The following is a 19,476-nucleotide window of genomic DNA, read 5'->3' on the forward strand; positions in this document are numbered from 1 at the left end:
GATTGATACTACTTTACCACATATTTGTGGAATTTTAAACAGTTTTTTCTGATTTTCTTGAAATATTTTTAGGCAGTTGACAAATCTATCCCCCTCCCTGCTTTACGGCTGCGCCAGACGCACCACCGCCACGGTGATGTCATCCTGTTTTTCTCCCGCACGGCGCACCGCCGCGTCGGCAATGGTCTGGGCTGCCTGCTGGGGCGTGTGCCCCAGTTTGGCGCACAGCTGCAGCTGCTGCATCAGCCACTCGCTGCCGTCGGCCAGGGCGCCGTCACTGACCAGCACCACCCAGTCCCCCGCATCCAGCCCAAAGGTAGTGGACCGCCCCACCAGGCTGTCCATCACGCCCATGGGCAGGCTGGCGCCCTCCAGCATACGGGGCACCCCGCCCCGCACCAGAAAACTGGGCGCGGCACCGGCCTTGAACAGCCCGGCCCGGCCGGTATACAGGTCGATGGTCAGCAGGTCCAGCGTGGCGCCGGATTCCTGCTCGGCACTTTTCAGGCCCAGGGCCACATTGACCAGCCGGGCCGCGCTTTCGGCGGCAAACCCCGCCCGCAGCAGCTGGCTGGTCAGCCGGGCTGCCATCTGGCCGTCCACCGCCGCCGGACGGCCGGTCCCCATACCGTCGCACAACAGCATCTGGGCACGGCCGCTGGTATCACAGAATTGTTCCAAGGCATCGCCGCTGACCGTCTGCCCTTTGGCCGGGCGGCCCGCCGCGCCGAACTCGGCACGGAAAACAGGCCGCTCCCCAAAGCTGAGCATGGTAACGGTGCGGCAATGGGTGATTTCGGGCAAATCCAGGTCACGGCGGCAGATACGGCTCACCTCCCCGGTCAGCTCCGTGACTTCTTCCTCGGTAAATCGGGTACGGGCTATGGTCACCGCTACGGTCAGGCGGCCCGCGAGGTCGGAGGTCACGCTGCATTCCAGCGCGTCCAGTCCCAGCCCCATAAACAGCTGGGCCACCTTGCTCTCCCTCCGGGGGTCCGGCAGCCCCGCCTGGCCCAACCGCCCCGCCAGCTGTGCCAGCGCCCCTGCCAGGGCGCTGTACTGCTCGGTCAGCGCGGCGCGCAGCTGGGTGGCCCGGGCCCGGGTCTGGCGGCGGCTGCGCCACAGACGATACCCGTGGTTGGCCGCCGTACACAGGTCGCTGGGATGGATGCATACCGAAAGCTGTCCCGGCAGGTCCTCCACCTCCACATGGCCGCTGCTCTCCAACGTGGGCTTTAACTGGTACAAACCATCCATGGCCGTGGCATAGCCCCGCACCCAGCAGCGGCTGCGCCGGGTGCAGGTCTGGCAGGTGGTGCGGGCGATGTGCTCCACCACGAAGTCGAAGTTTTCCCCTTTGGGGGGCATCTGCCGGGCGCATACGGCGTTGACCGTATCGGCAATATCGCTGAGGGTATCGGCCACACTGGCCAGACGGCGGGCCGCCCCGCTGATTCCCTGGGTCTGGGCCGGCGGCGCGGGCGGCGGAAAGACGGTACGCAGCCATTCGCCGGGCAGGCTTACCGCAGTACAAAGGCCCAGCCCCCCGCCGGCAGCCAGGGGCAGTACCCCTGCGGCGTCGGGCGACGCCAGTGCCCCCACCGTACACCCCACCACGAACACCCCCGCGCAGCGCCACCGCTCCCCCGGGAACAGGCAGGACGCCGCCAGGCTGCCCAGCGCTACGCTGAGGGCCGCATAACACAACGACGGGCTGGCGGCCGTAATGGCAGCCGCCAGCGCAATGCTGAGTACCGCCGTCTGTTCCAAAGTACCTGCCACGGCGGCGCACAGCCCGGCCGCCGCGGCCAGTGCCAGGCCCGGAGCCAACGGCCCGAGGGAACAGCGCTGCAGGCAGGCCACCCCCACCGCCAGCCACAGGCAGGCTCCCCTTGGTTCCCGGAGCGGAAAATGGACGAACGCCCAGCCAAGTCCCGCCGCCAGCAAAGCCGTGCATCCCGTGGCGACGGTCTGCCCGGGGTCCAGGATGCCGCCTGCAAAAAAAATTTCCAGAAACTGCGCCGTCAGCAGGGCAAGACCGCCGGTCAGGGCGCCCACCCGCAGCTGCCCGCCGCCCAGCCATCGCCCGGCTACCGCAGCCGCCACCCCGGCTGCCAGTTTGAGCCCCATAGCCAGCGGCTGAAATGCCAGGCTGCCCACCAGCGCCCCCACGCCGGAAGCCAGCAGATACGCAGGCGGGCACCCCATGACCAGCGCCAGACCGAAAGGCGCTGCGCCGCCATAGACTTGCCCCGCGCCCAGGACCGCCCCGGTGACGGCGGCAGCCCCCTGCCACGCCAGCGCCGACCAGCGGGCCCCTGCGGGCAGCAGCACCCCGATGCCGGATTCCGGGGTATGTACATTCTCCTTTATATTGGTAAAAACAGCCATTGGATCGTTTCCCCCTTTATGTTGTATGCCGTACGGTAGCTGCACTATACCATGGAGCAAACGGTACTTTTTGCCGCAGGCCGTGGAAACCCAAAAACTAGTGGGAAACTGTGCAAATGCCCGCCGGGCGGACAAACCCTGCCCAAAATCCCGGCAAAAGTGCGGCGTACCGCGTACAAGGCGGCAAAACAACAAAAAAGACAGCCCCTGCGCACAAAGTTCGCGCAGAGGCTGTTGTTTATGTCAGGCTGAAATAGCTGCAGATACAATCGTAGTAGGCCTGGGCGGCTGCCTGGCAGCCATCCTCCCCGGCCAGCAGCGCCATATCGCCGCTGTTGCTGATGAACCCTTCCTCGCAAAGCACCGCGGGGCAGCCGCTGGCTTGCAGCACCGTAAAGGTGGGGTCCCAGCGCACCGTGGTGTCGGTGGATTCATAGATTTGCTTGTTGTCGTTGGCATCATAATATAAGTACCGCACGCCGTTGGTGCCCCGCAGGTGCAGCCCCAGGTCGCTGAATGCCCGGGCCACCAGCTGCCCGAAACGGACGCTCTCGGCGTTGGTGGAAAGGGCCGGCGGCGCGGCATAACACTCAAACCCGTTGGAGGAGGCGCTGCTGTCGTAGTTCAGATGGATGGAAAGGAACAGCTGTGCCCCCGCCTGTGCGGCCACAGCGCCCCGTTCGCTGGGTTTCAGGTAGGTAGTACCGTCCGCCGTCAGCACCGGGGCAAAGCGGTCATCCGCCGCCAGCAGATCATACAGCGCCAGCGCCGTGGCCAGGGTCACTTCACTTTCCCGCAGGCCGTTGGCCTCGCTGCCGTAGTCCTCGGCGCCGATGTTGGGGTTGACGCCCCCATGCCCCGGGTCAATGGCCACCACAATGCGCCCATCGGCAGGTTCGGCCGCCGCCGCGGTCAGGTCGGTGCTGTCGGCAGAACCGCCGGTATCACTTTCCACCTGGTCCCGGTCCGCATCGGAAATCACACTGTCGGCAGGGGAATGGGTATACCAGAGCACATACCCCACCGAGGAAACCACCACCAGCAGTGCCAGGGCAAACAGCAGCCTGCGCCCCCGACGGCGCCGTTTGCGGCGCTGCCGCCGTGCCTGGTTGGTATAGACCGTGCGCGGCGGTGCTGTCGGCCGGTCGGATTCCTCGTAAAACACTACACGTCCCTTTGCCATTGTACACTCCTTTTGCCGCTGTGACGCCGGCTATCTATGAATATTTTACCGGCAAGTTGTGTCGAAGTTGTTTCGGACTTGTAACGGTGTTGTGAGAACCCCGTGCCGCGGCCCTTTTGTTTTGCTGGAAATCATGCAGCCGCAGCTTCCGCCCTCACGCCGGGGCAAGTTTTTCTATTTTTGTCGAAGGAACGTATTTCGTCGGATTTTGTCGAAGAGTTTTCCTCTTCCAAATATTGACAATATTACCAAACTCTCGTATAATAACTACAAGAAGTTGCGTCAGGGGACAAAAAAATCCACCATATTTTGCACGATTTGCCGCAAATTGACACCTGCCGCAACAGGAGGTTTTTCTATGATTTCAACCGGGATCGTCCGCCATATTGACTCGCTGGGCCGTGTGGTCCTGCCCAAGGAACTGCGCCGCACCTTTGATATTACCACCGACACCCCGCTGGAGATTTTTACCGAAGGGGACGCCATTCTGCTGCGCAAATACCGTCCCGCCGATGCCTGCGCCCTTTGCGGCGAGGTCGTGACCGGGTCGGTGCAGCTGCACGGCAAATTCGTCTGCCCCCGCTGCCGCGCCGCCCTTGCCGGAAAATAACAAAAGCCGCCGCCCGTTGCCGGGCGGCGGTTCTTTTTATGCGGCAAGGCCGCCTTATTCCATTTTTTGCAGGCTGCGCATGGATTCCTCCGCCGTTTTGACCAGGTTCAGCAGGCTGGTGGCATGGCGGGGATAATCGTGGGTCAGCCGCTCGGTGGTCAGGGCCATGGTGGCGGGGTCCACACTGTCCCGGTTCCCCTCTTCCCCTTTCAGGGTGGCGGTCAGGTCTGCTTCGGTCAGCCGCATGGCTGCGTCCGCACTGGCCTGCCAGCGCGCCGCCCCAATACGGAACATGCCCGTCACATTGCGGGGGCAGGCATCGTGCATCTGGCGGAATACCTTGTACACCGCCAGCATCAGGTAGCGGCTGATGTCGGTGACCAGCTGCTTGTCGCCGCTTTCCTGCAGTTTATCGTACAGAATATCCAGGGAATTCTCGATGAGCTTTTTGTACATGGTGGGCAGCACACTGCCGCGGTAAACGCTGCCGCTGGTGGGGGAACCGGTCTCGGGCAGGTCCTCCACCCGGATGGTCTGGCCGCTGCGCTCCGCACTGCGGCCCAACAGGTAATCACAGCTGACGCCGTAATAGTCCGCCACCTGCACCACAAAGGCCAATCCGCACTCCCGGATGCCTTTTTCGTAATGGGAAAGCTGGGCCTGGCTGATCCCCAGGTCCTGCGCCGCCTGTTTTTGTGTAATGCCCCGTTCTTTGCGCAGCAGCGTAAGAATGCGGCTGAACTCCATGGCCATATTCATCCTCTTCCGTGGCAGGTCCCCCCGGTGCCCTGGCACCGGTCCGCCGGGACCGCCAGTGTTGGTATTTCTACGTGTTGTATATTATATCTGTCAAAAAACATTTTGTAAACCCGGTTTTCGACGCTTTTTGGCTGTTTTTTTGCTTTTGCCCGCGGGGGCGCTCCGGGTGGCCCACATGTGGGGAGTACAACCTGTAGAAAGGTATAAATATTGTGGGCAACTGCGGGGTCCCCGGGACCGGGCTTTTGTTTTGTAACCAAATTGTAACTATTTTCCGTTGCGGCGGCGCCCATTTTGGGGTATGCTGGTAACGATACCTTTATACGGAGAAAGTGAGAAACACTGTGAAATATTACAAACTGCATCTGATCCGCCACGGCCTGACGGCCGGCAACCTGCAGGGGCTGTACATAGGCAGCGGCACCGACCTGCCGCTGTGCGATGAGGGCCGCGCCCAGCTGGAAGAACTGAAGGCGCAGTTCACCTACCCCACAGTACCGCTGGTATTCACCAGCCCCATGCTGCGCGCCACCCAGACGGCGGAGCTGCTTTTCCCCGGGGTGCGGCAGATCGAACTGCAGGACCTGCGGGAGATGGCTTTCGGCAAGTTTGAAGGCCAGCCGCTGCAGCAGCTGGTCAAAAACCCCGAGTTTGCCCAGTGGATGGACCCCACCAGCCGGACGGTGCCGGAAGGCGCCGAGGACCGGCAGGCCTTTTTCAACCGTACTTCGGGCATGCTGATGAAGATGTTCGAGTATATGCTGCGCACCCACACCGAGGAAGCCGCCTGTGTGACCCACGGCGGCGTGATCATGAACATGCTGGCCCAGCACGCCCTGCCCTTCCGCAAACCGGAAGAGTGGATGACCGACCCCGGCGCGGGGTACAGCGTGCGGCTGGACGCCGAAATGTGGATGCGCGACCACCTGGCCGAAGCCTACGACGTAGTGCCCACCGGCTACCTGGACGCCATGGAATAACCAAAAAACGCCCCGGCAGGGTAACCGCCGGGGCGCTTTGTTATTGTTGTCAGGATGCCGTGGAGGAAGCCGCGTCTGAGGAGGCGGCCTCGGGGGCCGGGGTTGCTTCCGGTTCGGCGGTAACACCCGCCGCGTCCAGAATGGCCTGGTTATCGGCAATGGTCTGGTTCAGGCTGTCCACCAGCGCCTGGGCTTCGTCCCGCTTGGTGATCAGTTCCTGGTTTTCGCTGTCGGCATCCAGGGCGGCCTGGGCTTCCTGCAGGGCGGTCTGGGCCTCGGACAGTTGGGCGTTGGCCGCATCCAGCGCTGCCTGGGCGTCGATGATCTTCTGCTTGGCGTCAAATTCCGCCTGGGCAGCCGCAGCCGCTTCGTCGCTGATGCCGCTTTCCAGCAGGGCGGGTTTTTCGGGCAGGGTCTGTTCGGCACCGTCCGCACCGGTCAGGCGCAGGCTCTGGCCGTAATAGCCGCCCCATACCGCAATAAAGCTCTTGCCGGGGCTGACCACCAGCGGGCTGCCGTCGGCGGCCGTCAGCTGCAACGGGGCGGTGGCGTCCTCCTTGGACCACTGGATCTGCTCCCAGGCGCCACCGGTCAGGTAAAGGCCGGTACCGCCGGTCAGATCGTACTGGCGGGTGTAGCCGTCGTCCTTGATGCCGCTGGACGCATAGAGCACAAACACATTGGTAAAGGCCACCTGCTGGCCGTTGTCAGCGTCGGTGGTGGGGGAACCGTCGGCATTGGTCTTGACGTACAGACCGGTTTCCGGGGTATAGATCAGCTGTTCGCTGTCATCGGGGGAGAAGGTGATGGTCAGCGCCGTGGCGTTGCGGGCGCCCTCCTCCACCGGCTGCCGCTCCCCAAAGAGGAACAGCGGCGTGTTGGCGCCCTCCAGCGAAGTGCCGTAGGTGTTCAGCCCGTTGCGGATCATCTCGCCGGTGGTGTACCAGCAGTTTTCTTCCCGGTAACCGGCATTCTGGCGGTCCTGGTCAAAGGCAAAAGCTGCCTTGCCGATGTGGTAACCGTCCAGATCCTGATAGCTCAGGGTATTGAGCAGGTTTTCGGCGTAGATATTCTTGTCGATATGCACCGGGACGGCGTTGAGGGGCAGGGCAAACTGCAGCAGCAGATCCCGCCCGGGGCCTACCGGTCCCGCCTTGCTGATGTTATCGGCGCGGGAATACAGCGCCATCAGGCTGGCGGTGGTGCCCTCGGTCACCCCTTCCACCAGCACATCGGCGCTGGAAAGCCCCCAGTGGGGGGTAGCGCCGGACAGGGTGCGCAGTGTGACGGCCACCGGGCGGCAGTTGGTATAGTCACCATCGGCCACACCGGTCAGGGGGTTGGGGACCGGATCGGTCAAAGGGGTAGGTTCGGGGGTGGCGGTGGCTACGGCGGACTCCGACGAGGACGCGCCGGACTCTCCCTGGCCGGAACAACCGCCCAGCAGCAGCGCTGCCAGCAGGGCGGCCGCCACACCCAATGCCTGTAAACGTTTCATAAACGGGGTCCTTTCAAAAGAACCAGCGCAGCCCGCGCCGGGCGGACTGCGCTGGTGTTTGTTTTGGTATGCAGGATGCCGGATCAGCCTACCGCTTCGGGATCATCCGCCACGGGTTCTTCCGGTACCTCTTCCGCAGGGGTTTCCTCCTCGGGCACTTCCTCGGTAACGGTTTCCTCGGTGGTGGTCTCCGCCTCACCGCTGCCGGTGGCACTGGTGGTCAGATCATCGGTGCTCATGCCCAGGGTCTCGCCGGCCTCGGCGTCGTCTTCCACGTAGTTGCTCTCGTAGGTCTTGGTGGTGGCGCTGCTCAGGTCCACGCCGTCCAGGGTGCTGTGCACAAAGTTTTCGGCGTAGTCAATGTCGGTAACGGCCACGTAGCTCTTGCCGATGTTGACTTCCAGCGGGGTATCGCTGCACTGGCCGTCCTCGGTCAGGTAGTACAGGCGCAGGGCTTCCTGCGGGGTGCCCTTCTGCCAGTAGATCTTCTCGCACTTGCCGCCGTAGCAGTAGTAACCGATGCCGCCCCAGGAGTACTCAACGTACTGCAGGTCCTTGGCCTCGTGGCCGGGGTAGGTGTGGATGTCGGTGTAGAGCACGATGACGTTGGGGAAGCTGAGAACGGTGTTGTCGGCAGCTTCGTCCACGGTGTCGCGCCACTGGCCGTCAGTGTAGTTCTGCTGCATCTTGTAGGTGTTGGAGGCGGAATCGTAGATGAAGCGGGTCTTGTAGGACGGGCTGTGCTCGATCTCGATATATTCGCCGTCACTCACCACAGGGCCGTACTTGTCGCTGTAAGCGCTGTCCAGGCTGTTGGACAGGTCGCGGGTTTCGCCGGTACGGTAATCCACAAAGTTGAAGAAGGTGGAGTTGTAGGTGCGGTCCATATCCACGCTGTTGTCATCGATGTACTTCTGGATGTTCTCCGAGTCGGTGTACATGGTGTGTTCCAGCGCCAGGGTTCCGTTGTTGTAGGAAGCGCCGTTCCAGTTCACACGGCCGTAGTCACGGTAGCCGTTGGCGCCGTCGTTGTTGTTCAGGTTGCCGTAGCTGTAGTCGATGGCATACTGCTGCATGACCACGGACTGACCCTCGTGGATATACAGGGCCTGCCAGGGCAGGATCAGGCGGAAGAACTGGTCACGGCCGGAACGCACAGGGCCGATCTCGCCAATATCTTCATAATCGGTAAAGACCGGCATAAAGCGGGTGATGCCGCCTTCCACCTTGATCTCAAACAGAATGTCCGCCTTGGACAGACCGCGCTGAGGACGGGCCGCCACGATGTTGTTGACCATGACAGCGGTGATGCGCTGGTTCTTGTAATCGTCGCCCTGGGGTTCACCGGTGAGCACGTTGGCCATGTAAGGTTCCATGGACGGTTCAGGCGTGGCGGTAACCTCCGGCGTAGTGGTACCGGAGGAGCTGGCGGATTCGTCTCCTCCCTTTTTGCAGGCCGCCAGCAGAACGCACAGCGACAGGATAGCCATGACGAGCAGTAGCTTACGTTTCATTCACAGTTCCTCTTTTCCTAGGTTACTCCGTCCGTGCGGCAGGATACGCACGGAGATGGTTTTGTCGGGACTAGTTAGTTCTTATTGTAGCCGCTTTGTAATCATTTGTAAAGCAGGGCGGCACAATTTTACAATTCACAGCCCTGCTGGTAGCATTCCCCGGCGCAGAAGGCTTCAAACGAACAGAAGATTCCTTCCTCCGCTGTAAGTCTGCACACCGCGGCGTGTCCCTGGTGTCCGTTTTCCGGCAAGGCCAGTGCCGGATGTTTTGCGGCGCTCGAAAGGGAGGGCGGCTCCGCCCCCATGGGTCTGTTGCGGCAAACAAGCATAAGTATTACGTTGTATTCCAGCTTTTGTGCTTTCTTGCCGCAGTCCTCCCCATAAAACGCACAATCACGTGGTTTTATTATCCAGCTCCAACAAATTGACCGCTGATTTCCCTGCACAGTTTTGTTGAATCTGTCGAATTAAAGGTGCGTTCTTGATTTCAAAAAAATAGCATGATAATATTGACAATATAGTAAATATCGCCTAAATCCCATCGTGCGGAATCCAACAGCTTTTTGTACGCTTTCATAAAGCTGTTCCAGACCCTTTGCCGATGTCTGCTGTTGCAACGGGATGGCGGCAAAATCAAAGACATAAAACAGGAAAGGAAGAAAACGCAAGATGAGAAGAAGGATTCTGTCCGGCATGCTAGCCCTGTGTCTGCTGCTCTGCCTGACACCGGCGACCGTACTTGCCGAAGAATCATCCGAACCGGCAAATTACAGCCAAGTTTCCAATGACGGAGAAGACAACCCCGGGATCGTCGTCAACGCCAACGGCGGGGACGAGGAAATTCTTTCCGATGAAGAAAACAGTGTTCAGCCCGGCGCCCCTGCCGGGGAAGACGGTGACACCGGTGCGGGCGACGAAAACGTCTCCCAGGATCCGGCACAGCCCGACGATCAGGACGGCAATGACGCCGGCGACCAGCCCGGCGCCCCTGCCGGGGAAGACGGTGACACCGGTGCGGGCGACGAAAACGTCCCCCAGGATCCGGCACAGCCCGACGATCAGGACGGCAATGACGCCGGCGGCCAGCCCGGCGCCCCTGCCGGGGAAGACGCCACTGCCGGTGAGGGCGGCGAAAATGGCCCCCAGGATCCGGCACAGTCCGACGAACAGGACGGCAATGACGCCGGCGGCCAGCCCGGCACCCCTGCCGGGGAAGACGATGACGCCGGTGAGGGCGGCGAAAATGGCCCCCAGGATCCGGCACAGACCGGCGGCCAGGACGGTACTGATACCAACGGCCTGTCCGCTCCGGCCTTTTTCTCCACCTATACAGGGCAAAACGAATATGATGCAGCTAACGAAAGCCAGCTGGAAGCGGCTGTGGAAGTTGCCAATGATGCGGCGAAACAGGCCACGGCAGCCGGCACGGAGATCCCCCAGATCACCATCCGACTGACAGCGGACATCCAGCTGAACAATGGCACGCAATCTGGAGCTTATTATAGCCTGACAGACGGCGCCAACGTGCATCTGACCAGCAGCGGCAACTACACGCTGAGGTTTGATAACAGCCACGCAACATCCGGTGTTTACTTTTTTGAAGTAAAAACCGACAGTTCTCTCACCCTTTCCAACATTACACTGGACTGCAACAGTGTCGGCCAGACGAATTTCAAGAGCGGCGCCCTGTATGTGAATGGTGCGCATCTCTATATTCAGGACGGAGCCCGCATTATAAACAGCAACGTCCACGGCTACTCATCCACTGTTATTAATTTGAATGGCAGTACCTGTGTCATGTCCGGCGGAGAGATCAGCGGGCACGACAACACTAATATTCCTTCGTCCATGGCGGCTGTGTTCCGTGCGAACTGCTCCTCCTTCACGATGGCTGGCGGCACAATTTGCAACAATAAACTTCTTCAAGATACTACATGGGGCCGCTGGGGTATGGGCGGTATAGTCGGCGTTGTTTCAACAGCAGTAGACAAAGCTGCCTCCTTTACCATGACGGATGGCACCATTTCCGACAACCAGGTTCTCAAGGGGTACGGCGGCGCGATCACCGCCGGGACAGGCATAGCGGGTTCCACAACCGTTTTGATTGAGAATGGCACAATCACCCGCAACTCCGCCATCAATAAGTTTGGCGGTGCTATTTCTGCCATCACGCAAGAGCATGGCACAGCAAAGGTCACAATCAATGACGGTACCATCTCCTACAACAAAGCCCTGGGCGGCGGAGCCATATACGTTCGCGGCGCAGCGGATGCACCCAGCGCAGAGTCCTGCAGCCTGACCATAAACGGCGGCACGATTGCCAACAACAAAGCCAAAATCACGGATCGTGAAGATGCGGATCCGTCGAAAGGCCCCCAGGCCGGAGAAGGAGGCGGTGCGATCACCGTCAATGTGAACGCAACCTTCAATCTCAATGGCGGCACCATTAAAGAGAACTACTCAGATCTGTCTGGCGGCGCCGTACAGATCGCCAAAGATTGCCGTATGTATATGTATGACGGTGTCATTGCAGACAACACTGCAGAGTCGCACGGTGGAGCCATCTGCGTGGCCGCCGATTTTTCCGTCGGTGAAAACGGAAACCCCGAAGATTCTGTGCTGTATATGTACGGCGGCACGATCCAGGATAACATCGCAAAATCCACGTGGGTGGTAGAAAAGCACGACGATGACCCCTATGCCCCGGGCGGCGGCGGCATCTTCCTGCACGGCAATTGCCAGCTGTACCTGTATGGTCCAACCGACCAGTACAGCGGTGCAAAAATCACCGGCAACGAGACAGGAAATGAGAGCTGCGGCGGTGGTGTATACGGCTGCTTTGGCTCCACCATCCTGATGAACGGCGGCTGGATTGAAAACAACACCGCTGCGCACTCCGGCGGCGGCGTATACCTGGACGGTGTGGGCAGTTACGAAGGGTATACCCACGACTTTGACAGTGATGACAGTTACGGCACCGGCGCACGATTCCGGATGTATGACGGCCGTATTGCCGGCAATACCGCGAAGGAAAACGGCGGCGGCATCTACCTTTCGGGTGAGAATACCATCTCTGAGACCCAGGATGGTCCTCTGCCGAATCCGCTGGTATTCCGCGGCGCAGTCTACGCGATGAGTGGCGGTGTGATCACCGACAACACCGCCTGGGATGCAGGCGGCGGCGTTTATGTGGAATCCACCAAAGATCAGGGCGAGCAGGCGGCCACCTTTGTCATGACGGACGGTGCGCTGTACTTCAACGTGGCCGGCGAGAAAGGCGGACAGCCTGACAACACCAGCCCCGATGCCAATGATGCGGGCGCCGAACTGTATGCCCAGGGCGGGAAGAGCCAGTTCACGGTTCCGGCGGCCGAGGCGATCACCGCCTATATCCAGGACAGCACCCATACCTATGTGCCCGACGAAGACCGGGCCGTCTGGTTCACCAGCTGGTATGATGATTACAGCGATCAGGATTCGCAATATGGCAAAGGCGATTCCCAGACCCTGCAGACCGCGCGCCACACCGGCCGCTATATGAGCAGCAAAACGCTGGATCGGATGGCGTACCTCCCGGTCAGCACGGACAAAGCATACCGTGCCCTGATTCTGGACCGGAGCACCAGCCTGCAGCTTGCCAAGCAGGTCAGCGGGGAGGACATCCGCCCCGGTGAGACCTATGCCTTCACCCTGACTGTCTCCAACCTGCCGGACCTTGCGGTGGCTGGTGACTAGCCGCCCTGTGCCCGTTTGACAAGCACCGTCTCCAACCTGCCGGACCTTGCGGTGGCTGGTGACCGATACCCGGTGGAGCTGCACAGCAGCACGGAAAATCCGGCCATCGGCACCCTGACGTCGGGGCAGAAATATCTGACCTTTGCGCCGGGCAACACCGCAACGGTTTACCTGCAGGCCGGGGACAGCCTGTTGGTTGATGGTCTGCCCGCCGGCGCCCAGTTCTCCATCACCGAGACCAATGCCGGTTCCGCTGCCCGCTTTGCGGCAACCGTCACAAACGGCGAAAACCCGCAATACAATACCGGCACCCGCACGGTGACCGGCGCCACCACCGCGCAGTGGAAAGGCAGCACGCAGTATACCCGCACCGAAGTGCAGGTCGATAACGGCTATGTAAAGCCCGTACCGGGTACGCCGGCTTCCCCAACTCCCGCGGCAACGCCGGCCCCCGCCGCAACGCCGGTACCTTCGGCCGAGCCTGTAGCAGTTGCCACCGCCACGATTCCCCAGACCGGGGATGCCAGCCAGCCCGCGCTTTGGTGGGCATTGCTGGTGATTTCCGGCATGGGCCTGGTTGCGCTGTTCCTGCGTAAAAAGACGCACTGATAGCGATCAGCGCATTTCATTTTCACAGATACAATAAAGCATCCGCCTTCGGTTCAGACCGAAGGCGGATGCTTGTTTTTGTTTCGGAGGATTCACCCCCGGGTCTCTACCCAGTATTCCCCCATGCTGGACCCCGGCTTGCCGGTGCATTCGTCGGAGAGATACTGGCCCAGTCCCGCCGATGCAGGGTCCCAGGCCAGGGCCTGGGCTTCGGTGGCAAATTCCACCTCGGCATACCAGAAGGCGGTGGGCAGGTCCGGGTCCACGCAGTTTACCTCCAGCGTCAGACCGCCGGGCAGCGCGTAGCCCCGGCGTTCCTTATGGATCAGCGGCTTGCCGATGAGGTGTTCCAGCCGGGCAAACAGTTCCGCGTCGATCTCGGTCTCGATCTCCTCCCGGCTGAGGGTGCCCTCTCCTTTAAAACAGAGCACCAGCGCCGTGGCGCCGCCCTGCAGGGCCTCCCGCCGGATGCGCACGGTGGGCCGCACGCTGATGTACCCCTGGTCCATCCGGTAATCCTCGGTCATGGGCAGACCTTCCGGCCAGCCGGCGACCATCCATTTGCGTTCAATCTCCATAGTATGCCCTCTTTTTTGATTCCAACGGTGTTGTACTAGTATACCATATTTTATAACACCCGGACGATGGACAATTTTGCCAGTTTTTGCCCCGGATATTTTTACGATTTGAGCAGTTCGCCAGTTGCATTTTGGCGGCACACCCCGTATAATGGGAACATAACAGCAAGGGCGCTGCGAATGTGTTTTCGCAGCGCCCTTTCCTGTAATCCGATATTGAAGTAAGGAGTATGAAGTATGGCAGCAACCGTCATGGAACTTTACGGCAGCAAAGTCTTCAACGAGCACGAAATGCGTGAGCGCCTGCCCAGCTCTACCTACAAGAGCCTGAAGGCGACCATCGAAAAGGGCCAGCCGCTGGACCTGGAGGTAGCCAACGTGGTGGCCAGCGTCATGAAGCGCTGGGCCATTGAACTGGGCGCCACCCATTACACCCACTGGTTCCAGCCCCTGACCGGCATTACCAGTGAGAAGCACGACGGCTTCGTCAGCCCGCAGCCCGACGGTACCGCCATTATGGAGTTTTCCGGCAAAGAGCTCATCAAGGGTGAGCCGGACGCTTCCTCCTTCCCTTCCGGTGGCCTGCGCGCCACCGCCGAGGCCCGCGGCTACACCGCCTGGGACCCCACCAGCTACGCCTTTGTAAAGGATGACGTGCTGTGCATCCCCACGGCGTTCTGCTCTTACACCGGCGAGGCTCTGGACAAAAAGACCCCGCTGCTGCGCTCCATGCAGGCCATCAGCGACCAGGCCTGCAAGGTGCTGCATCTCTTCGGCAAGGATGTGCCCCGGGTAGCCACCACCGTCGGCCCCGAACAGGAATATTTCCTCGTCCGCAAGGAAGACTACGATAAGCGCCTGGATATTGTGCTTACCGGCCGTACCCTCTTCGGCTCCGCTCCCTCCAAGGGTCAGGAACTGGAAGAGCATTACTTCGGCACCATCCGGCCCATCGTTTCGGAGTTCATGAAGGAACTGGACGAAGAACTGTGGAAGCTGGGCATCCCCGCCAAGACCAAGCACAACGAGGTCGCCCCCGCCCAGCATGAACTGGCGCCCATCTACGACACCACCAACGTGGCCATTGATCACAACCTGCTGACCATGGAGATGATGAAGAAGATCGCCGCCAAGCACGGCCTGGTCTGCCTGCAGCACGAGAAGCCTTTTGAAGGCGTCAACGGCAGCGGCAAGCACAACAACTGGTCCCTGTCCACCACCGAAGAAAACCTGCTGGACCCCGGCGATACCCCCATGGAGAACCTGCAGTTCATGGTGTTCCTCACCGCCGTCATCAAAGCGGTGGATGAGTACGCCGACCTGCTGCGCACCTCGGTAGCCACCCCGGGCAACGACCACCGCCTGGGCGCCAACGAGGCCCCGCCGGCCATCATCTCCATCTTTGTGGGCGAGGAACTGGAAGCGGTCATCGATGCCATCTGCACCGATTCCCCCTACGCCGGCCCCGTGAAGATGAAGATGGACCTGGGCGTGGATGTTCTGCCCAAGTTCAGCAAGGACACCACCGACCGCAACCGTACCTCTCCCTTTGCCTTTACCGGCAACAAGTTTGAGTTCCGTATGCCCGGTTCCGCCCAGAACCTCTCCGATGCCAACACCATCCTGAACACCGCGGTGGCCAAGGCATTGAAGAACTTTACCGAGGAGACCTCCTCCGCCGCCGACTTTGAGTGCGCGGCTGCCGCCTGGGTCAAGAAGACGCTGAACGAACACCGCCGCGTCATCTTCAACGGCAACGGCTATACCGACGCCTGGGAGGCCGAAGCGGAACGCCGCGGCCTGCCCAACCGCAAGTGCACCCCCGACGCTATGATCGCCCTGAAAGAGGCCAAGAACATTGCCCTGATGGAAGAGTTCGGCGTCCTGACCAAGACCGAGATGCTCAGCCGCTACGAAGTGGAGATGGAGCATTACTCCAAGATCATCAACATCGAAGCGCGCACCATGCTCAAGATCGCCAACAAGCAGCTGATCCCCGCCGCCACCTCCTACATGGGCGAGGTGGCCAACGCAGCCGCTGCCAAGGCTGCCGCCGTGGAAGGCATTTCCACCAAGGCCGAGAGCAAAGTGCTGAAAGCGCTTTCCCAGTATACCGACGAGATGTCCGACGCTGCCGATGAGCTGAAAGCCGTCACCGACAAGGTCTGTGCCCTGGAGGACGAGAGCGCCAAGGCTCACGCCTTCCATGACGAGGTTCTGCCCGTTATGGCCCGGCTGCGTGCCGCCGCCGACGTAGCCGAGGAGCTCGTTGACGAAGAATACTGGCCCCTGCCCTGCTACAGCCGTATGCTGTTCTACACCGAGTAAGGGCCCACCTGTATCGCCATTCTCCTTTTCCTATTTCTTACACCAACCTGAAAGGCCCGCCTGCACAAGCGCGTATTGCCCGGCTGTTTGCCGGCGCCTACCGCCCACCGGTGGGCCTTTCGGGTATCTGCGGCCGCCCTTGCGCAGGATGCAAACCGATTCCCGGAGGCTTTTATGAAACGTACCGCACAGGATATTCTGAATTTTGTGGAGGACAACGACGTCAAGTTCGTCAAGCTGACCTTCTGCGACATCTTCGGCAACCAGAAGAATATTTCGCTGTTTGCCAGCGAGCTGCCCCGCGCCTTTGCCCAGGGCATCAGCTTTGACGGTTCCTCCATCGCCGGCTTCATGAACGTGGAGGAGAGCGACCTGGTGCTGTGGCCCGACCCCGACACCGCCACCGTGCTGCCCTGGCGCCCCACCGAGGGCCGGGTCATCCGCATGTACTGCGACATCACCCTGCCCGACGGCAAACCCTTTGAGGGCAACTGCCGGGGGTATCTGCAGTCGGTGGTGGGCCGTGCCAAGGCCCTGGGCCTGACCTGCAATGTGGGCTGCGAGTGTGAATTTTATCTGTTTGAGACCGACGAAGCGGGCAACCCCACCCGGATTCCCCTGGACCACGGCGGCTATTTTGACATTCCGCCCCTGGACAAGGGCGAAAACATCCGCCGGGAGATCTGCTTTGCCATCGAGGAGATGGGCCTGCACCCCGAGCACAGCCACCACGAAAGCGGCCCAGGCCAGAACGAGGTCTGCTTCCTGTACACCGGGGCGCTGAAATCGGCCGACAACCTGAACACCTTCAAGAGCACCGTCAAGGCCATTGCCGCCCGTAACGGCCTGTTCGCCAGCTTTATGCCCAAGCCCCTGGCCGACCAGCCGGGCAGCGGCCTGCATGTGAACATCTCGCTGCTGCGGGACGGCAAGAACCTGTTTGAAGGGGACCTGGCCCCCGACAGCGAAGCCGCCCACTTTGTGGCGGGTATTCTGGCCCATGCCCGGGAGCTGACCGCTTTCTGCAATCCGGTGCCCAACTCCTACGCGCGGCTGGGCGCCAACGAGGCCCCGCTGTATGTGAGCTGGAGCCGCCAGAACCGCAGCCAGCTGGTGCGGCTGCCCAGCGCCAGCGGCGAACTGTGCCGGGTGGAGCTGCGCGGCCCCGACCCCGCCGGCAACCCCTACCTGGTCATCGGCCTGATCCTGGCCGCCGGGCTGGACGGTATCCAGCGCAAACTGCCGCTGCCGGACCCCGTGAACCGCAATCTGTTCCGTGCCAGTGCCGCCGCCGGGCTGGAAAGCCTGCCCCGCACCCTGCGGGAGGCCATCACGGTGGCCGGGCAGAGCGAGTTCATCAGCGCCGAACTGCCCATTGCACTGCAAAACCAATACTTTGAATACCAGACCCGTCTGTGCCACGACTTTGAGGCCGCCACCGACGTGGACGCCTGGGAGCGTGCCAACGGGTTCCTGATCATGTGACTGCCGCATACACTTGCAGGAAAGGAGGGGGCGGCCTGTGGCAAAGGCGCTGATCGTATCGGCGGGAACCAACGCCAACGAATATCTGGCCCGGCACATTGCCGAACTGGGTTATACCCGCCCCGTCATTGTGCCCAGCGGCGGTGAAGCCCGCCGCCAGATGGACGGCAAGGACTTTGAAGTGATCGTCATCAACACCCCGCTGCCCGACGAATTCGGCCACGAACTGGGCACCGACGCCGTACAAAAGACCGACGCCGGGGTGATCCTGCTGACCAAGACCGGCACAGCGGAACAGATCTCGGACAAATTGCAGGATTTCGGCGTGCTGGTGCTGGGCAAGCCTTTCAGCGCGCCCCAGTTCCGCCAGGCGGTGCAGATGGCCGCCAGCAACTACAAGCGGCTGGCCCTGCTGCGGGCAGAAAACCAGAAACTGCTGGACAAAATTGCCCAGCTGCGGCTGGTGGACCGGGCCAAATGCTACCTGATCGAGAAGAAGGGCATGACCGAGACCGAAGCCCACCGGCTGATCGAGAAAAACGCCATGGACACCCGCCGCAGCCGCGGCGAGGTGGCCCGGGAAATCCTGGACGAAGAGGACGACGAATAAAAAAGGCGGCAGAACCCTGGGTTCTGCCGTCTTATTTTTTCTTTTGTTTATCCCGCTCTTTGGCGGCGGAGAGGGCTGCCGGGGCCCGGGTTTCGGGTGTGAGCAGCTTGGCCCGGGTCACCGCCATGCCGCCGAATTTGCGGCGCAGGGCATCTGCTGTGCGGTCCAAAGTTTCCTGTTTCTGGCGGCGGGTGCTGTCGGTAAACAGGTCCAGCTGTTCAAAGTTGTCGGTGCCGGTCTTTTCGGCACTGACCCCCACCAGCCGCACCGGGCGCTGGGGCCACATCTGCCGCATCAGCCGCAGGGCTACCTCATACAGCCGGTCGGTGGAGTTGGTAGGGTCGGGCAGGGTGGTCTGGTGGCTGGTACGGCGGAAGGCATTATCCACCAGCTGTACCGTTACCACCCGGGCGGTCCTGCCGTCGGCCCGCAGCCGCCGCCCCACCGAGTCGCAGAGGGCCAGCAGGGTGGCGTCCGCCTGTTCGGGCCTGGCCAGGTCCTGGGGCAGAGTGACGCTGTTGCCGTAGGTATTATCCCGGGTGGCCTGCTTGGTCACAGGGTCCGCCTCCCGGCCGTTGGCGTAGTTCCACAGGGTATCTCCCCGGGCGCCGAACAGCCCCACGATCACCTTGCGTTCCGCCTGGGCCAGGTCCCCGATGGTATACATGCCGCACTGGTTCAGCCGTTTGACCGCACTGGGTCCCACCCCGAACAGCGCCCCCACCGGCAGCGGCCACATTTTGCGGGGCACTTCATCGGGGAAAAGGGTGTGCACCTTGTCCGGCTTTTCAAAATCCGAGGCCATCTTGGCCAGCAGCCGGTTGGGCGCCACCCCGATGTTCACCGTAAACCCCAGTTCCTCCCGTACACGGTTGCGGATGGTGTGGGCCACCGTCAGCGGCGGGCCGAACAGGGCTTCGGTGCCGGTCATATCCAGGAACGCTTCGTCGATGCTGTACTGTTCCACATCGGGGGTGTATTGCTGCAAAATGGCAATGAGGGCCTTGCTGTTCTGCACATAAAAATCAAAGTCCGGCGGGGTCACGACCAAATCGGGGCATTTCAGCCGGGCGGAGAAAAGGCTTTCCCCCGTACGCACACCGAATGCCTTGGCAGGGCCGCTTTTGGCCAGCACCACGCCATGGCGCTTTTCCTCGTCGCCGCCCACCGCCGAAGGCACCGTGCGCAGGTCCAGC

At 61.4% G+C, this 19,476-nt stretch carries 14 protein-coding genes; 7 read left to right on the top strand and 7 right to left on the bottom strand.

Annotated elements, in window-relative coordinates:
* Positions 1-102: 102 nt before the first annotated feature.
* A complete protein-coding gene (locus H6B10_RS00560) occupies positions 103-2,391 on the bottom strand; it encodes a SpoIIE family protein phosphatase (protein ID WP_204648966.1) in 2,289 nt (762 codons plus the stop codon).
* Positions 2,392-2,629: 238 nt separating this feature from the next.
* Positions 2,630-3,574 (bottom strand): N-acetylmuramoyl-L-alanine amidase family protein, encoded by a 945-nt coding sequence (locus H6B10_RS00565; protein WP_204648967.1) that lies wholly within the window; start codon positions 3,572-3,574, stop codon positions 2,630-2,632.
* A gap of 358 nt (positions 3,575-3,932) precedes the next feature.
* Here H6B10_RS00565 and H6B10_RS00570 point away from each other — a divergent pair, with 358 nt between their 5' ends.
* Complete coding sequence (locus H6B10_RS00570; protein ID WP_204648968.1) at positions 3,933-4,184, top strand: AbrB/MazE/SpoVT family DNA-binding domain-containing protein; 252 nt, start codon at positions 3,933-3,935, stop codon at positions 4,182-4,184.
* A 54-nt stretch (positions 4,185-4,238) separates the two neighbouring features.
* Here H6B10_RS00570 and H6B10_RS00575 read toward each other — a convergent pair whose 3' ends face one another.
* Complete coding sequence (locus H6B10_RS00575; RefSeq protein ID WP_204648969.1) at positions 4,239-4,937, bottom strand: helix-turn-helix domain-containing protein; 699 nt, start codon at positions 4,935-4,937, stop codon at positions 4,239-4,241.
* Between the two features lie 350 nt (positions 4,938-5,287).
* Here H6B10_RS00575 and H6B10_RS00580 point away from each other — a divergent pair, with 350 nt between their 5' ends.
* Entirely contained in the window at positions 5,288-5,923 is a 636-nt protein-coding gene (locus H6B10_RS00580) for a histidine phosphatase family protein (protein ID WP_204648970.1), read from the top strand.
* Between the two features lie 49 nt (positions 5,924-5,972).
* Here the strand turns inward: H6B10_RS00580 and H6B10_RS00585 are convergent, their stop codons facing one another.
* Together H6B10_RS00585 and H6B10_RS00590 are read right to left on the bottom strand one after the other, a co-directional pair.
* Positions 5,973-7,421, bottom strand: coding sequence for a DUF3048 C-terminal domain-containing protein (locus tag H6B10_RS00585; RefSeq protein WP_204648971.1), 1,449 nt, complete (start codon positions 7,419-7,421; stop codon positions 5,973-5,975).
* 83 nt (positions 7,422-7,504) lie between these two features.
* Positions 7,505-8,935, bottom strand: a complete 1,431-nt coding sequence (locus tag H6B10_RS00590) for a DUF3048 domain-containing protein (protein ID WP_204648972.1) — start codon at positions 8,933-8,935, stop codon at positions 7,505-7,507.
* 669 nt (positions 8,936-9,604) lie between these two features.
* Between H6B10_RS00590 and H6B10_RS00595 the strand changes: the two genes are divergently transcribed.
* The gene (locus tag H6B10_RS00595; protein ID WP_204648973.1) at positions 9,605-12,670 is read left to right on the top strand and encodes a hypothetical protein; all 3,066 of its coding nucleotides are present in this window, start codon (positions 9,605-9,607) and stop codon (positions 12,668-12,670) included.
* A gap of 15 nt (positions 12,671-12,685) precedes the next feature.
* The gene (locus tag H6B10_RS00600; RefSeq protein ID WP_204648974.1) at positions 12,686-13,279 is read left to right on the top strand and encodes an LPXTG cell wall anchor domain-containing protein; all 594 of its coding nucleotides are present in this window, start codon (positions 12,686-12,688) and stop codon (positions 13,277-13,279) included.
* A gap of 92 nt (positions 13,280-13,371) precedes the next feature.
* On the opposite strand, the gene H6B10_RS00605 is transcribed toward H6B10_RS00600, so the two are convergent.
* Complete coding sequence (locus tag H6B10_RS00605) at positions 13,372-13,857, bottom strand: hypothetical protein (RefSeq protein WP_204648975.1); 486 nt, start codon at positions 13,855-13,857, stop codon at positions 13,372-13,374.
* 237 nt (positions 13,858-14,094) lie between these two features.
* Here H6B10_RS00605 and H6B10_RS00610 point away from each other — a divergent pair, with 237 nt between their 5' ends.
* The 3 genes from H6B10_RS00610 to H6B10_RS00620 all read left to right on the top strand — a co-directional run bounded on the left by H6B10_RS00610 (position 14,095) and on the right by H6B10_RS00620 (position 18,280).
* A complete protein-coding gene (locus H6B10_RS00610; RefSeq protein WP_204648976.1) occupies positions 14,095-16,185 on the top strand; it encodes a glutamine synthetase III in 2,091 nt (696 codons plus the stop codon).
* Positions 16,186-16,359: 174 nt separating this feature from the next.
* Positions 16,360-17,670, top strand: coding sequence for a glutamine synthetase family protein (locus H6B10_RS00615; RefSeq protein ID WP_204648977.1), 1,311 nt, complete (start codon positions 16,360-16,362; stop codon positions 17,668-17,670).
* Positions 17,671-17,707: 37 nt separating this feature from the next.
* Positions 17,708-18,280 carry an ANTAR domain-containing response regulator gene (locus H6B10_RS00620; RefSeq protein ID WP_204648978.1) on the top strand — a complete coding sequence of 191 codons (573 nt, stop codon included), beginning with the start codon at positions 17,708-17,710 and terminating at the stop codon, positions 18,278-18,280.
* Between the two features lie 31 nt (positions 18,281-18,311).
* Here H6B10_RS00620 and H6B10_RS00625 read toward each other — a convergent pair.
* Positions 18,312-19,476: DNA polymerase Y family protein (locus tag H6B10_RS00625; protein WP_204648979.1), on the bottom strand; the 1,165-nt coding region annotated here is incomplete at its 5' end.

Source organism: Gemmiger formicilis, assembly GCF_016901605.1.
In the GTDB taxonomy this organism is placed as follows: domain Bacteria; phylum Bacillota; class Clostridia; order Oscillospirales; family Ruminococcaceae; genus Gemmiger; species Gemmiger formicilis_B.